Consider the following 15,776-nt stretch of genomic DNA (forward strand, 5'->3'; position numbering starts at 1 on the left):
TGATTTCCCCTTTCCTTATTATTTACCAGCTTTAACTGCTGATTTGATCGTGATAAGAGATTTCTTAGCACCAGGTACGTTACCTTTGATCAGGATAACGTTTTTCTCTGGAACAACTTGTGCAATTTCAAGGTTTTGAATTGTTACACGATTTCCACCCATACGACCTGCCAAGTGTTTATTTTTGAAAACACGGTTAGGCGCAACTGGTCCCATTGAACCAGGACGACGGTGATAACGAGAACCGTGAGCCATTGGCCCACGAGATTGACCGTAGCGTTTGATAACACCTTGGAAACCTTTACCTTTTGAAGTTCCTGTTACATCAACAACATCGCCGGCTGCGAAAGTGTCAACTGTAATTTCTGCACCAACTTCTAAGCCTTCAATGTTTTTGAATTCACGAATGAAGCGCTTAGGAGCCGTGTTAGCTTTTGCTACATGTCCTTTAGCAGGTTTGTTGCTCAATACGTCACGAAGGTCATCAAAACCAACTTGAACTGCGTTGTAACCATCTGTTTCAACTGTTTTCACTTGAAGAACAACGTTTGGAGCTGCTTCAACAACAGTCACAGGGATTAATTCGCCAGCTTCAGTGAAGATTTGAGTCATTCCCACTTTTTTCCCTAAGATTCCTTTTGTCATGAGAAAATGTTTCCTTTTCTATAGTTTTTTCAAAAAGTTTTTAACGAGCGTTTTTTATGCTCAAGATTAAGATACCAAGGGCGTCAAGAGCGAAGCGAAAATAGAAAACTGACGCCGTGTTCGATGAACACTAGGAAGTTTATCTTTTTTGCACGGCTCTTAGCCTGTGTTCAATTTCATTTGAACGATTTCTTAATATTTGATTAAAGTTTAATCTCTACGTTCACACCACTTGGAAGATCCAATTTCATCAAAGCGTCAACTGTTTTTTGAGTTGGGTTAATGATGTCGATCAAACGTTTGTGCGTGCGCATTTCAAATTGTTCGCGAGAATCTTTATATTTATGAGTCGCACGAATGATTGTGTAGAGGCTGCGTTCAGTTGGAAGTGGGATTGGACCTGCAACTTCAGCACCTGTACGAGTAGCAGTTTCTACGATTTTTGCAGCCGCTGTGTCAAGTGTACGATGTTCGTAAGCTTTCAAACGGATGCGGATTTTTTTGTTTGCCATCTTTTTCTCCTTTTTCGTCTATTTAAGATAATAGGCTAGCTCCACAAGAAAACCGACAGGCGATCACGTGGCAATGCAACCGAGCGTGTCGCAACCTCTTGCATCAAAGCTATAGACTGTTTTTCACAGCACCATAATATCTTAACACAAAGAACCAAGCATTGCAAGGGATTTGAGCAAGTTTTTTAGTTTTTTTATTTGAAAGCGTTCCCCTTTCTTATTGAGCTTTTACTATCTTCTGAAAAAGCAAGAGATTAAATATAGAAATCTTTATTAGTCGTAAGTACCAACACAAAAAAATCAAGTCTCATTTAAAATGAGGCTTGACATTTACAAATCATTTTTTCTTTAATCTGAATAAGTAGAATTGCTTGGATAAGAAGACAATCTGCCCCTTCCACGCTTAAAGTCAGTTTGTTTCCTACATGCTTAGTTGAAAGGCTTGCACAGATTTTTAACTACTAGGATAAATCGAATGATCAATACAAACTTGCACTTCCCCATGCACTAAGAATTTACTTGTGCTTTACAGGCCCATCCGCTGCTTTTGTGACAGCCTTTTGAATTTCCTGCGCATAGAGTCGACCACCTGCAGCAATTGTGTCGGCATCTTCTCCAAAGTGGATATGATCACTACCTACCCAGATTTCTGGGTGCTGCTTGGCAGTAGTGTTCCAATCGGCAATGGTGACGTAAGCATATTTCTTGGCTAACTCTCTGGCATATTGCGCATGTTTTTCGGCGACAGGATTGTCATATTTGTCTGAATTACCATCGTAAGGAGTTACCAGAATAAGCCGATGTCCCTTCGGTAGGGTCTTGACCAACTCATTCAGTTCTTCTTCGTAGTTAAAGACAACATTAACACCGGTTGCTACCACGACGGTCTTGAGCAGACCACCAGCTGCGGCATTATTGCTCATAATTTCGCGAGCCTGAGCTGTATTGCGACTGCCTTGAGCATCAACTTGTGCATCCGGCAGGACTTCCTTCAGCGGAGTACTAGCCCGTAAGGTAACGGAGTCACCAATAATCGTCACACCATCTGCAATATTGTAACTACTAGCTTCTCCTTTTTCTGCAAGACTTTTAGTCCGATTTAGCTTGGTGTCAGCCTGATGAAGACCATTGACTAGCATATCTGTCTCAAATGCCCCAATCTTCGGAGCAAGTCCGATAGCCAGCAGGCTGATAAGAAGCAAACCTACGGAACTCATTGCCAAGACCTTTTTCAACTGCGTAAAATGCAAGTCCCAACCGAGAAAAGCAGGGGACTTCCCAGCAATGATTGGCTCAATAACATAAAAGGACAGTCCAGCAAAAGCAAGAGAAAGAAGACTTGTTAACATCACTGCAGGCAGATTGCCCATCAGCTGTGAAAAAATCGTGTAGAAAGGCCAATGGAAAAGATAGATTCCATAACTCGTATCAGCAATCACTGTCAAAACTAGCGGTTCTTTTAGGTCAGGAGTCTTCTCATGCAAGACCCGTGTAGCCAATATCATAGCCGCCGCTGACAAACTAGCCAAAAGAAAACCAAGCAAATAGGTAAAAAGCGAATCAAACTTGATCCAAAGCATCATCACGCCTAAGAGACCCGCTCCCGCCGCAAAGACCAGACAAGCCTCTCGCAAAGACCAGGAGCGAATTATTTTCTTTAACAGGCCTGTCATCTGTTTGATACCGGTCAAGGTCGCTAGGATACTGCCGACAAAGAAAGGATAAATGTGAGTCCAGGTCGAGAAATAAAGCCCCGAAAAACTGAATCCTAAAAGGCTGCCAATAAACATACTGAGAAAGCTGATAAGAAAGCCCAACGAAGACAGCAAAAAGATACTGCCCCTCAACTGACCGGCTGTTTTGCAATATTTGGCTAGGAACCAAACAGCCAGTCCCCAAAGTAGATAATAATGAACCTCTACAGCCAGACTCCAGTTATGGACAAATAAATGTGGAATAAACTGAGCCTCGTAGCTTCCACCTGTCATCATTTCGTAAAAGTTAGTCACAAAGCCCATGACTGCTGCAATCTGCGTTCCAATACCGGCTACAAAATCCCGCCGAATCAAAAAGGTAAAGGGCATGACCACCAATACCATGACGATGACAGGGGGAACAATCCGATAAAAACGCCGTCGAAAGAAGGCTAGAAGCTCTATTTTTTTACTCTGAGAAAACTCATCAATCAAGAGCGCTGTAATCAGAAAACCTGAAAAGGTGAAAAAGACATCAACACCGAGAAATCCCCCAGGAAATAATTTTTGAAAAAAGTGATACAAGAGAACCAGCAATAAGCCTGTCACTCGAACCATTGAAAACCATTTGATACGCATATTTCTCCTAAATCCTTTTCACTACTGCTACAGACCGACCAACTCCCGCAAGCCTACATCACTGCTGAGTCAAGCAAGCCAAAAATTCTGTTAATTGCTGCATTTAGCAACGTTGCTATAAAATCTATTTTATTCTATTTTACCAAAAAATAAGCCAAAAAAACAAAAGACCTGGAATTTTATTTTCCAAGTCCATTGCTTATTTTATCTATTCCAAAGCCCTCTTCAGTCTGGCTGATGAGAAAATCAGCCTCTTCCTGATACATTTTATAGTAGTGTTCATATTGCTGGCGGCGGCTGGTGTGCACTTGCCGAATCCAGTGCACATCGCGACCTCGAACGGCTGTATCTCGAGCCAAGCGGCGCTCCAGCTCTGTCCCCTCATCCGTGTGAAAGCAAATAGATAAATCAAACAGATTCTTTGGTAAAAAAGCTGCTGACATGCCTTCTACTATTAAAATCGGCTTTTGAGCTGACAAGCGGAGGCTGGATGCCCAAGCTGTACCTATCGTCAAGATATCCAGACCAGACTGCAAAGCACGAATATCTCGTTCTAGACTACTGAGCTCATGAACAGCCGGGAGATAGGCTGTTACTTTTTGATGAGGAAAATCCTTAGAACTGAGTAAATCTCGATACTCTCCAACAATTACGTAAGGATCTGTTGCCAGCAGATTGGCTCGTTCCTCACCCAGAATTAGTTGGAGTTTTCGAGCGAAAGTTGACTTGCCTGAAGCACCATGACCGTAAATACGCAGGGTATGTTTTTGGTCGTTTGACAGATATGCTGTCAATCTTTCCAGCAATTTTTCTTCATCAGACATAGTTTATCCTTTCAAATAAAATTTCTTAAAAATTCCTCTTGGATCGATTGTAGCCGTAACGCTCGACAAAGTCTTCACGAAATTCTAGTAGATTATCATCTAAAATAGCTTGACGAACCTTTTTCATCAGATTAACCAAGAAATAAAGATTATGATAGCTAGTTAGACGCAAGCCAAATGTTTCATCAGCTTTTAGTAAATGACGAATATAGGCTCGTGTATAATTTTTACACGTATAACAATCGCAATCATGATCTAGTGGTGTAAAATCTTCTGCAAACTGAGCATTCTTAATCACCAAGCGTCCTTCGCTGGTCATACAGGTGCCGTTTCGGGCAATCCGAGTTGGCAGGACGCAATCAAACATATCAACGCCCCGAATCACACCGTCTATCAAACTATCCGGCGCTCCAACTCCCATGAGATAGCGAGGTTTGCTTTCGGGCAGCATAGGCGTTGTGAAGTCTAGCACTGCATTCATCTCTTCGTGAGACTCTCCGACAGCTAGTCCACCGATAGAATAACCTGGAAAATCCATGCTGACCAAATCATGCGCCGATTGACGACGCAGATCTTCAAAACCAGCTCCCTGCACAATCCCAAAGAGTCCTTGATCGTGAGGGCGACTGTGAGCTTTAAGCCCACGCTCTGCCCAGCGACTCGTCCGCTCAATGGATTTCTTGACATAATCATACGGTTGGTAGAACTGCGGGCATTCATCAAAAGACATCATGATGTCACTTCCCAGATTGTTCTGAATAGAAATCGCTTTTTCTGGCGACAAAAACATCTTAGAGCCGTTGAGGTGATTTTTAAAGGTCACACCTTCTTCTGTGATATTGCGGCTGTCTGCCAAGGAATAAACCTGAAAACCGCCGCTATCCGTTAGAATAGCTTGATCCCAGTTCATGAACTTGTGCAGCCCACCCGCACGAGCAATCAGCTCATCACCCGGTCGCAACCAGAGATGGTAAGTATTGGCCAAGATGATACCAGAGCCCATTTGCTTGAGCTCCTCAGGAGATTGAGTCTTGACCGTAGCCTGAGTGCCGACCGGCATAAACATAGGTGTTGGAAAGGTGCCATGAGGTGTGATAATCTCTCCCAAGCGAGCACCTGTGTGCTTTTCTTTTTTAATCAAACGATACTGAATCGGTGAATTTGACATTTTTACCTCCGATGCTGGGAAAAACAGTCCCAGATCTTCATTCTATAGTGTGTGAGTTTCACTTGCTCACAACATCCTGTATGATTTTATCAAAAAAAAGAGGAAAGATAAAGCAGTAATTTTTTCAAAAGGTTTTCTGCCAGCTATGATTAACTTGACTCCAAAATATGGTATAATATGTTTCAAATTAGGAGGCAAATATGAATTTAAGTGAATTGCGGGCAGAGGCTCGTCGTATCCAACGTCAAACCAAAGGTATCTATGCACTCTTTTTAGTACCAATTCTAACGGCGATTATTTCCGTTGTTTACAATTATTCTTCAGATACCTTTTCCAATAATATCTTACAATATGGCATTCAAAAGACGATTGTCCACGGAATCAATCGTTCTCTTTTCCCAATCGCGATTAGTTTTATCGTATCCTTCTTTTTGACGGCTACTTTTTGGACCTTACTGGAAGTCATTCGTGGAAAACGGCAAGAGGTGCATTTTACAGATTCAGTTCGGACTTTTGATAGTAAAGTAATTGGTCCTGTTTTCATGACACTTTTGCTCAAACGTGTATTACTATTTCTGTGGAATATTTTCGTCTGGATTGGAAGCGGCATGATGATTCTGGCTAGTTTTAGTGTCATAAAACTCCTCCCCAATTCTCAAGCTCTCTCACAAAATACTGCACTTCAAACAACTGTTGGGACATTGTTACTTTATATTCTAATCGGTTTTATTTTGATGGTAATCGGTATTATTATTGCACTTCCTCAATATTACGCTTATTCGCAAGTAGAATTTATTCTTTGTGATACATTAGAAAACCAGAGCTATGAGAGCGCCTTTAAAATCATCCGTGCAAGTCGCCAAATGATGAAAGGTTATAAAGGAAAGCGATTTGTTCTTGATTTAACCTTTATCGGTTGGTACTTACTAAGCGCCATTACTTTTGGCATTGCTTCCATTTACGTTTATCCTTACGTTTATACAGCTCAATCTCTTTTCTATGAAGCTGTGCTAAAGGAACAAGATCAGACTCCAATTTTTTATTAATTTCTTGCATGAAACAATTGGCAATCCAACAAAAGACTTGAACAAACTGTTCAAGTCTTTTGAGTTGTATCCATTTTTCGTAAAGTGATTCAGCTAAAGTGTCATATTGCAAACTTTATATGAAAAAAGCCACCAATGGGTGACTTTTATTAGGGAGATTATTATGAAAAAGTTTAGGATTTCTATCAAATAAAGTTAGGAGGTCTTCATTTGATAAACATAGTATAACCAAGTTAGCTTAAATCAACCTTAATTTTTTATAACAAATTGATATTTTTTGAAATTTTTTGAAAAGCATCTTCCAGCGAAACCTGATCTGTAAATATCGCTTCCTCCCAACCCAAAAAATCACATTCTTTCCACCAACGTTTCATATCAGCTGGACTAAAGTCTGCTTTCTTGTTCCTCGTTTGGTGACGGCGAACTGTCTCTTCAAACGTTAAATCATAATAGTAAGACAGAACTTTTGGATAAAATAGAGTATGCAATTTTTCTAGCATTTGCCCATAAATATCTGTTTCATAAAAACCTTCAACGATAACCAACAAATCTCGCTCATAGTCATAGCGGGCGATCGTTTCTGTCAAAGAGATTGATAGATTGCCCGGCTTGACCTTTTCTTTCAGCATATCACGACGAACGATATCTTGTGAGATGAGCAGCGTCTTTCGACCATAGTATTCTTGCAATTTCTTTGCCAAACTCGTTTTTCCTGAACCAGAATTACCTCTGATAATCACCAATGTTGCCATTTATTCTCCGAAAATTAGACGGGTGTGCTCCTGCTTGATACAGCGATCCATGACAATATCATCCCGACCAGCTGCCCGCAGAATCTGCTCCGCTTCTTCATTCTCCAAACCCAGTTGAACCCAGAAAATCTTGGCATCTGCTTCCAGAAAATCACGCGCCACATCTGGCAGAAATTCACTGCGACGATAAATATCTACAATGTCAATAGAAAAAGGAATGTCCTTTAGACTAGCATACACAGTCTCGCCTAGAATTTTCCTACCAGCTGCTCGTGGATTAATCGGAATAATCCGATAGCCTCTCTCTTGCATCTCTTTGGATACACGATGGCTAGTTGCCTCCTCACGATCCGACAAGCCAACAACCGCAATCACCTTGCTATTTTTTAAATACTGTTTGATAACCCCATCGCTGGGATTTTGAAAATGATAGGTCATAAAATTTTCTCCGTAATCTTTCATGTATCGTGAGCCATACCGTCCCTTTTTGAACCAGAAACACAAATATTTTATAAAGTTGATGTCTTTGCCTTGAAAGTTTCTGATCTGAACTGAACACAGCTAAAAAATCAGAATGATATAGCTCTTTGGGGTACTTTTGATTCTACTTCGCTTCATACCAGGTCTTGCCAGCACTTTCGTCCGCTTTCAAGGGTACAACAAGTTCAATGGCAGATTCCATGATGTCTTTGACCAGCGTTTTGATAGCGGTCAGTTCGTTTTCAGGTACTTCCAGCACAATTTCGTCATGAACTTGCAGCAACATCCTAGTTTTAAAATTCCTATCTGTCAGAGCTTGATCCAGCCGAATCATAGCAATTTTGAGAATATCAGCTGCACTGCCCTGAATCGGCGAATTGATTGCTGTTCGTTCTGCAAATCCTCGGACATTGAAATTACGAGAATTAATATCTGGAATCTCCCGACGACGGTGGAAGAGAGTTTCTACATAGCCTTTATCTCGAGCCTCTCGTACCACATTTTCCATATAATTCTTAATTCCAGGATAGCGTTCAAAATAAGTATCAATATAAGATTTAGCTTCTTTACGGCTAATCCCCAGATTGTTGGCAAGTCCAAAATCAGAAATCCCGTAAACAACACCAAAGTTGACAGCTTTAGCATTACGGCGATCATTTGGTGTCACATCCTCTGGCTTTTCAATACCAAAAACCCGCATAGCTGTCGAAGTGTGAATATCAGCTCCATGTCTGAATGCTTCAATTAAATGTTCATCACCCGAAATATGCGCCAAAACGCGCAGCTCAATTTGTGAGTAGTCGGAACTGAGCAAGACACTATCCTTCCACTCCGGCACAAAAGCTTTCCGAATTAAGCGTCCTTGCTCCAAACGAATTGGAATATTTTGCAGATTGGGATCCACGCTAGATAGTCTTCCTGTCTGGGTCAAATCTTGAAGATAACGAGTATGAATCTTTCCATCTGCTAAAATCCAATCCTGTAGCCCCATAACATAGGTTGATTGAATTTTAGCAATTTGCCGATAGTCCAAAATCTTCTCCACAATCGGTGCAATCGGTGCCAAACGTTCCAATACATCTACTGCCGTAGAGTAGCCTGTTTTGGTTTTCTTAGTGAAAGATGTTGGCAGACCCAGTTTTTCAAAGAGAATGCCTCCCAACTGTTTAGGCGAATTGATATTAAACTCTTCCCCTGCTAAGTCATAAATTTCCTGAGTTAGTCGAGCTAAAACTTCCTCATTTTCAGTCTGCATCGTTTGCAATGTTTCGCGCTCTACCTTGATACCAGCAATTTCCATCTTAGCAAGGACAAAAGCTAGCGGCTGCTCCATTTCGTACAGGAGATTAAGTTGATCGTGCTGACGTAGCAAGTCCGTCATAGGCTTTTCCGTTTCAACGAGAACTGTGACTTTTTTGGCTAGATGGCTCAATAAAATAGCTTTTTCAGGCAATGCCCGCTTAGCTCCTTTTCCATAAACCACTTCATCTTCAACGAGTCTAGTCTTGCCATAAAGATTAGCAATCGTTGCAATTTCATTGTTATCAACGGTCGAAAGAAGGTACTTAGCTAAACGACTATCAAACGCTGGTTGCGAAAGCTCAATGCCTAAGCGACTGAGTAAGACTTTAGAGCGTTTAAAGTCATAAACCTTCAAGGCTGTATTTTCCAGAAATTCTTTGAAAACCGGCTGCTGCAAAAGACTGATGTCCTGACTGGCATAAATCTGCTGTGAATTTCCCCAAGCAAAGCCAACCATCTCGTCTATGTGGTAATTGTCCCCCAACATTTCAAAGTAGAAAAAACCGTCTGCACTGAGCATTTCTGGACAAACTTCCGTCACTTCTTCAAAAGTAATGTCAGTCGTTTCCTCTGGATCTATCTCTGCTTCTAGCGCTTGCTTAAATTGTTTAAAGCCCATCTCGTCATAGAACTTGCTCAGGGTCTCTATCTGCGGACCCTTATAAACCAAATCATCCAGCCCGATTTCAATCGGAGCTTGAGTGTCAATAGTGACAAGCTTTCTAGACAAGAAAGCTATTTCCTTATCCTTAATGAGATTTTCCTTCATCTTAGACTGCTTCATTTGGTCAATGCTGTTATAAATGCCTTCCAGAGAACCATATTCCAAAAGAAGCTTGAGCCCCGTTTTCTCTCCGATTTTAGTCACACCGGGAATATTATCTGATTTATCGCCCATTAAAGCCTTGAGGTCAATAAATTGAACAGGATTAATTCCCATCTTTTCCATCAAGTAGGCTGGAGTGAATTCTTCGAACTCAGCCACACCTTTCTTGGAAATCTCCACCACGGTATTATCATCCGTCAGCTGAATCAAGTCTTTATCGCCGCTGACAATGGTCACATCGTAAGGCACAGCTATCTTTTCAGCCATCTTATCCAAGGTTCCGATGATGTCATCTGCCTCGTACTGAGCCAAGTCGTAGTAGCGGATGCCTAAGTAGTCCAGCATTTCTCGGATAAAGGGCAGCTGCTCCCGAAATTCATCCGGTGTCTTGGCCCTACCAGCCTTATAGTCGGCGTACATCTCGGTCCGGAAGGTCGTCTTGCCAGCATCAAAAGCTACCAAGATATGAGTCGGCTGCACGCGCTCCATCAAGTGATTGAGCATGAGATGGAAGCCATAGATGGCATTGGTGTGCAGACCCGATGGACTCTTGAAACGGTCGATTTGATTATAAAGCGCAAAAAAAGCGCGAAAAGCAACGGACGAACCGTCGATTAATAATAACTTGTTCTTTTTTTCCATAGGTTTATTATAACACACATCAAGCAACACCCAAAAGTCATAAATTTCGCATCCTTCATATAAAATAAAATCTTAAATCAAGTTTCACTTAATTTAAAAATCAGTACCCCCTAGTTTCTGCTCAGCTAAATCAATATCTGATTGAATTTCAGAATTAACCATCCAGAAAAAGCCCTTCCAGCGACTGTAATATTGTTCTCGCGGAGATTCCGTAAAGTATTGTTTTTCTCCAACAAAATCCCAAAATATGCTTAAATCATTTTCTTGTAAAAATTTATCAAGATAATCTTTTCTGATAATTAATCCATTTATAGAATTTGTTAGTTCACCATCAAAAGCTACTAAGTCTCCATCTTGACTAAAAAAATATCCATCATACTTCCTCTGAACTAAATGTAACTTGTCAAGCAATTCTGGGCAAGGAATATCGAATGAAATAGTTTCTTTTTTAGAAGCATCATATTCTTCTTCCCAGCAAAAATGAATATGGGCAGGTAAAAGTTTGGCAAGAGTCTTTTTTACTTTAACAGTAACATGCTCTTCTTTTTCAACAAGTTCAATCTCTTCGCCAGACTGAATGAAATCAAAAACTTTTTGACGTTTAATTTCTTCCTCATCAGTTTCTACATTATAGTTGAACCAAAAATCTCCTACAAATTCTTTCACACCTGGTGACCATGGGAACTCTCTGTTATATATCTGATATAAAGATGGTACTTCAGCCGGCATTCCTTTTTTGAACATCTCCTTATCTTCAAAATTAGATTTTAAAGAGTCAAATTCACTGTTTTTTACAAAATATGCTTTAACAATTCTCCACATTCTCTGATGACCTTCACAAAACCATGAAAATGCACCAGAAGCTTCATCTTTTTGGTTTTTAATTTCTTTATGCTGATAAAGCAATGTCCATTCTGTCCCATCATTATCTTTATAAGTTAAAGGCATATAAAACAAACTTGTTTTGTGTAAAATCCACTCAATAATTTGTTGATTATTAACTCCTGTATCTTCAATAAAGTTTTCATTATATTCAATATTGAATTTCGGAAGTGATTCTAAAGGCAGCATGAAATGACAATTTAAAGTAGGATCAAAATCTCTAACATAAGGTTCCCAAGCACCTTTATATTCTTCATCAGATGAGTTGCCCCAACCCTTTAACTTATGAAAGTCTGAAACCCTTGCTAGAATATTATAAAATGCAATCCATTGGTATTTCTTTCCAATTCTCTCAATAGTGTGATTTCTTCCTCTATCAAGAGGGTGTCCACATGAAATGTCATATTCAGTAAACAATTCATCTGAATATCCCAACTCATCTCGAATATATTGCATTGCATAATGATATAGATTCTCAATGTCAACGTTCTTGAACCGATTTAGTGCTGATTGGAAAGTATATCTTCCAAAATCACCGTACATACCGACACCTTCTGGTCTCATAGAAGTATCTATTCTGTCAAAGCCTCCTCTTTTACTATCCGAGCTACTATAGGTACTAGGAGTGACAATAGGAATCGGCTTAGAATTATACGGAGGAATTATATTTAAACGGTCTATTTTGGCACTATTTCTAGGAAATTCAATTAAAAATCTTTCAATAACCAATCTCGCATAATCCCTCAGTAAAATATCTGGATAGTTGAATTTTTTATCAAATATACTTGAATAGATAAATTCTGCTAAGGATTGAAACTCATTTTCATAAGGGGTTTCTTTTTTAGTACAGGCACCAAAAACAATTCCATATAATCTTTGAATAATGTAAGGATCATTAACTGTTTCAAATTTTTGTAATAGATATTCACTAAACTCGAAATTATTCTTTAAAATTTCAATCATTGCTTTTGAGGTTATATCACGTAATCTTCTATTGGAAGAAGCTAGCATCCATGTGAATAATACCAAAAGTAACTTAATTTTCTCTTTCGAAAGAGAATCAATATTATTGCCTTCATCAAACAGGCAAATCAATTGAAAAACTCTCTCATATTCATTTGTTAAATTATTAATAAATGGCAACCAAAAACTGTCACGTTTATTTAACTTCTTTGGAAAAAGAATTTCATGTAAGAACTCTGAATTTATAGAGCTGTTTTCTTTAATCGCATTTTCGATTAAAACATTGAAAACATCTTGATAATTTGTAGGGTATTTATTTGCAATATTTCTAAAGAGCTCTCTATTTACTGTATCTACTGGTCGCCAAGAAAAACTCTTTAAATATCTATTTGCTAAATCATAACAATCATATTCGTTAGAAATCTTTTCAATCAATTTTATACAGTCTTCATCATATTTTTTAAAATAGAAACAAGATACAAAGAGAAAAGTATCTATGTTATTGTTATTTTGAATCTCTCCATTTTCGATTTTCAATAACTCTTTTTCAAGATAAGACTCTAATTCTTCCTTTTTAAACGAAAACTCCATAATCTTTTGAGCTTTAAGATAATCCTCTAATAGATTATACCCAAAGGAATACACTTCTTTATCTTGACGTACATTGCCAATCATTAGACCTGACTTAAGCAGAAAGGAAAGGAAGTATGGTTTACTTTGAATGCCGTAATATGACCAAAAGTTCATTTGAAATAGATCTTCCTCGATAAGATAATTATTACTATTACTAAGTTGACATTCGGCAATTTCTAATAATAATTTTTTTAATATTTTACCCGAATCCGGAATACCTAAAGCTTTCTGAATTTCTTCATCAATTAGAGTAATAAAACGCTCAAACATTTGAAAAAGATTTAATTCCTCTCCATTATATGTTTTACAGAATAAAGTTAAAAACAACGGATTCGTCATCTCATAGTTTAATAACTCAGATGGCGAAAATGGAATATTGTGAAAATTTAGAAACTCTTTAATTGCTACTACAGAATCATCTCGAAAACCATGATGCGTAATTCTTAAAAGTTCCCCACTTTTTAGTCGTTCTATCATATTTTCTTCAAAAACGAGTTTTTCATATCCTGTTCTCACAGACAGTACAAGTTTAATATGTTTTCGCCTGCATATTTCTGAAATAATCGTTGATAATCCATTCTTCCACACACTTCGATTTGGAGTCTCATTAATTGCATCAATAAAAATATATATGTGCTGATTCTCAATCTCCCCCAGAATATCCAACATATCTAAGAATTCACGGAATCCATAATCAAATTCAAATTTCTCCATAATTTGTTTAGAAATATCACTAGTAGATAAATAGTGATGGCCTAACAAAAGAAGTGCATACCCATCCTCACTCATTGTCTCCTTTACAGAATTTGCGAGTAATTGAGTTTTTCCCATACCAGCTTCTCCAGTTACAACAAGCATTTTATCATTAATCAGAGCCTCTTCTTCTTTTGAACAACCAAAGTAATATAAATAATTTATCAATCCATCTATATCACGTACCTGACTGAAGATTTTATTATGACTCTCTTGAGACAAATCGCTAGTTTGACCTATTTTAGTTTTTAGTTCTTTCCTATTTTTAGCTAATTCTTCAAGTTCTGACTTAAAACTTCGATTAATCTTGGCATTCCAATCTAAACACTCATCAATATTTTCAATTGTTACATCTCCTAAGCTATTAATAAATTCCTTAATTTTAAGAATTATCTGACTTTCTCTTAAGTTATAAAGCGTATCTAGCTCTTTGATGAGTTCTGTTTTTTTACTATTAATTTTATCAATAGCTTTTTGATTCCTAGTAAAAAGATGAATTTTTTCATCCATTCCGATCTCAACATTGAACCTTGGATTATACCTCATACCTAATGAATCAAATGATAATTGATTATAGGTTACAAACCAATCCCTCGTTATGATGTGATTCTCAAAAAAGAAGGATTGTAAATCTGTATACTGCGAAACCTGAGTTAGTATTTCATTATTACTAATAACTCTTAGTTCAATATCTACACTCTTCAAAGTTGATTCAATTCTTTTATAACTTTGACTTGTTAATGTTAAATCCTTATTACAGTAAAGATAGAAGACATCAAGTTGATCAACATATCTCCCGATAGTTTTGTTTACTGATTTTAGAATTTGAGAATAATCTACTCTACCTAAAAAATATTTTGACTGAAAAGCAATCGTTCTTTTCACTTTAGGACTATAAATAGGTGAAACTTCAATACCTGGATGATTTGGACTTGAAGTTAAGACGTGAGTGTTATCTAAAAATTGCCTTTTAAATAATATTCTACATAATTGTTCAAAAGTATCTGTTACATCACTATGTATACATTCAAAATTGCTCCAAGATGTTTTCTTTTTCATTACTAATAATAACTTCTCCTTGTTATGATCGTTATGTCGTAATTATAATATAAAAAACATCAAATTCCCATAAAATGCATAAATAAAACCTAAAAAATCACTCGCCTTCTCCAAAAGAAAAAAGCAGGCTAGACTGACAGTAAATCAGTTCTAGTCTGCTTTTGTTTTTTTATTTTAAATCCTAAACTTATAAGCTCAGCAATCCCTCCAAATGCTTGACGGCGTCTGCGAAACTGTCGACTATGTAGGTGGCAGCCGCTTGAACAGTGGCTGGGGCATGTGCCATGCAATAGGAAATATCGGATTTTTCAAACATCGAGATGTCATTTCCAGAGTCGCCAAATGCCACAACTAGTTGATAATGCTTTTTCAAAAGCTGTAAACCACTACCTTTTGAAACATCTTTCGCAGTCACTTCTATCCGAGTGCTCCCTGATTGATAGACTTCTAAGTGGGGGAAATGTTCTTTTAATTCTTTTACATAGACAGACGTTTTCGCTGCTTCTGGACGAATGTTAAACTTGTAAATCTGACGTTGCCGAACCAGATCATAAGGATTTTCCAAGCAAAGAATGGGCATATTCCACAAACGCCGATTGTCCTCATGGTCAAAGTTGCCAATTCTCTCTTCGCCATCAAGTGCATCAAAAACGAGTTTTTCTTTTTTGAGGTAGTCTAACAAGGCCTGTACATCTGCTGATGCCAACTTTTGAGAAAATAATATATTCCCATTTTCAGCAATCATGGCGCCGTTAAAGCCGATTGCATAGCTTAAATGAAGCTGATTACGTTGCGTAATGTAGTTGATTTCCTTGACAGAACGACCCGTAGCAATAGCGAAGTCACTGTAACGTGTCAACTTTTGATAAGCTTGCCAGTCTACTGAATTAACATCAACAGAATTTTTCACAAAAGTTCCGTCTAAATCTGTTACACATAAAATCTTATGTGCCATG

Annotated in this window: 11 protein-coding genes; 1 reads left to right on the forward strand and 10 read right to left on the reverse strand. The window is 38.2% G+C overall.

Annotated features, from left to right (window positions below; genetic code table 11):
• Positions 1 to 18: 18 nt before the first annotated feature.
• The 5 genes from rplC to tgt form a co-directional block, all read right to left on the reverse strand.
• Positions 19 to 645, reverse strand: a complete 627-nt coding sequence (gene rplC / locus PCY71_RS14315; protein WP_301412795.1) for a 50S ribosomal protein L3 — start codon at positions 643 to 645, stop codon at positions 19 to 21.
• 203 nt (positions 646 to 848) lie between these two features.
• The gene (rpsJ, locus tag PCY71_RS14320; RefSeq protein ID WP_002894478.1) at positions 849 to 1,157 is read right to left on the reverse strand and encodes a 30S ribosomal protein S10; all 309 of its coding nucleotides are present in this window, start codon (positions 1,155 to 1,157) and stop codon (positions 849 to 851) included.
• A gap of 515 nt (positions 1,158 to 1,672) precedes the next feature.
• Positions 1,673 to 3,490, reverse strand: a complete 1,818-nt coding sequence (locus PCY71_RS14325) for an acyltransferase family protein (protein ID WP_301412796.1) — start codon at positions 3,488 to 3,490, stop codon at positions 1,673 to 1,675.
• Between the two features lie 179 nt (positions 3,491 to 3,669).
• Positions 3,670 to 4,314 (reverse strand): uridine kinase, encoded by a 645-nt coding sequence (locus PCY71_RS14330; RefSeq protein WP_301412797.1) that lies wholly within the window; start codon positions 4,312 to 4,314, stop codon positions 3,670 to 3,672.
• 25 nt (positions 4,315 to 4,339) lie between these two features.
• Entirely contained in the window at positions 4,340 to 5,482 is a 1,143-nt protein-coding gene (gene tgt / locus PCY71_RS14335) for a tRNA guanosine(34) transglycosylase Tgt (protein WP_301412798.1), read from the reverse strand.
• Positions 5,483 to 5,682: 200 nt separating this feature from the next.
• Here tgt and PCY71_RS14340 point away from each other — a divergent pair, with 200 nt between their 5' ends.
• Positions 5,683 to 6,528: a DUF975 family protein gene (locus PCY71_RS14340; RefSeq protein ID WP_301412799.1), complete on the forward strand. Its 846-nt coding sequence runs from the start codon at positions 5,683 to 5,685 to the stop codon at positions 6,526 to 6,528.
• Positions 6,529 to 6,785: 257 nt separating this feature from the next.
• Here the strand turns inward: PCY71_RS14340 and PCY71_RS14345 are convergent, their stop codons facing one another.
• The 5 genes from PCY71_RS14345 to PCY71_RS14365 form a co-directional block, all read right to left on the reverse strand.
• Positions 6,786 to 7,280 carry a kinase gene (locus PCY71_RS14345; RefSeq protein ID WP_134971901.1) on the reverse strand — a complete coding sequence of 165 codons (495 nt, stop codon included), beginning with the start codon at positions 7,278 to 7,280 and terminating at the stop codon, positions 6,786 to 6,788.
• A complete protein-coding gene (locus PCY71_RS14350) occupies positions 7,281 to 7,718 on the reverse strand; it encodes a CoA-binding protein (protein WP_301412800.1) in 438 nt (145 codons plus the stop codon).
• 166 nt (positions 7,719 to 7,884) lie between these two features.
• Positions 7,885 to 10,530 (reverse strand): DNA polymerase I, encoded by a 2,646-nt coding sequence (gene polA / locus PCY71_RS14355; RefSeq protein WP_301412801.1) that lies wholly within the window; start codon positions 10,528 to 10,530, stop codon positions 7,885 to 7,887.
• Positions 10,531 to 10,623: 93 nt separating this feature from the next.
• Positions 10,624 to 14,820, reverse strand: a complete 4,197-nt coding sequence (locus tag PCY71_RS14360) for an NACHT domain-containing NTPase (RefSeq protein ID WP_301412802.1) — start codon at positions 14,818 to 14,820, stop codon at positions 10,624 to 10,626.
• A gap of 187 nt (positions 14,821 to 15,007) precedes the next feature.
• Complete coding sequence (locus PCY71_RS14365; RefSeq protein ID WP_301412803.1) at positions 15,008 to 15,775, reverse strand: Cof-type HAD-IIB family hydrolase; 768 nt, start codon at positions 15,773 to 15,775, stop codon at positions 15,008 to 15,010.
• Between the last annotated feature and the right edge of the window lies 1 nt (position 15,776).

Source organism: Streptococcus sp. SN3 (genome assembly GCF_030439905.1).

Excerpts from the sequence above, each read along its gene's own strand:
- rplC (WP_301412795.1), bottom strand. The coding sequence starts at position 645 with ATGACAAAAGGAATCTTAGGGAAAAAAGTGGGAATGACTCAAATCTTC.
- rpsJ (WP_002894478.1), bottom strand. The coding sequence starts at position 1,157 with ATGGCAAACAAAAAAATCCGCATCCGTTTGAAAGCTTACGAACATCGT.
- PCY71_RS14325 (WP_301412796.1), bottom strand. The coding sequence starts at position 3,490 with ATGCGTATCAAATGGTTTTCAATGGTTCGAGTGACAGGCTTATTGCTG.
- PCY71_RS14330 (WP_301412797.1), bottom strand. The coding sequence starts at position 4,314 with ATGTCTGATGAAGAAAAATTGCTGGAAAGATTGACAGCATATCTGTCA.
- tgt (WP_301412798.1), bottom strand. The coding sequence starts at position 5,482 with ATGTCAAATTCACCGATTCAGTATCGTTTGATTAAAAAAGAAAAGCAC.
- PCY71_RS14340 (WP_301412799.1), top strand. The coding sequence starts at position 5,683 with ATGAATTTAAGTGAATTGCGGGCAGAGGCTCGTCGTATCCAACGTCAA.
- PCY71_RS14345 (WP_134971901.1), bottom strand. The coding sequence starts at position 7,280 with ATGGCAACATTGGTGATTATCAGAGGTAATTCTGGTTCAGGAAAAACG.
- PCY71_RS14350 (WP_301412800.1), bottom strand. The coding sequence starts at position 7,718 with ATGACCTATCATTTTCAAAATCCCAGCGATGGGGTTATCAAACAGTAT.
- polA (WP_301412801.1), bottom strand. The coding sequence starts at position 10,530 with ATGGAAAAAAAGAACAAGTTATTATTAATCGACGGTTCGTCCGTTGCT.
- PCY71_RS14360 (WP_301412802.1), bottom strand. The coding sequence starts at position 14,820 with ATGAAAAAGAAAACATCTTGGAGCAATTTTGAATGTATACATAGTGAT.
- PCY71_RS14365 (WP_301412803.1), bottom strand. The coding sequence starts at position 15,775 with ATGGCACATAAGATTTTATGTGTAACAGATTTAGACGGAACTTTTGTG.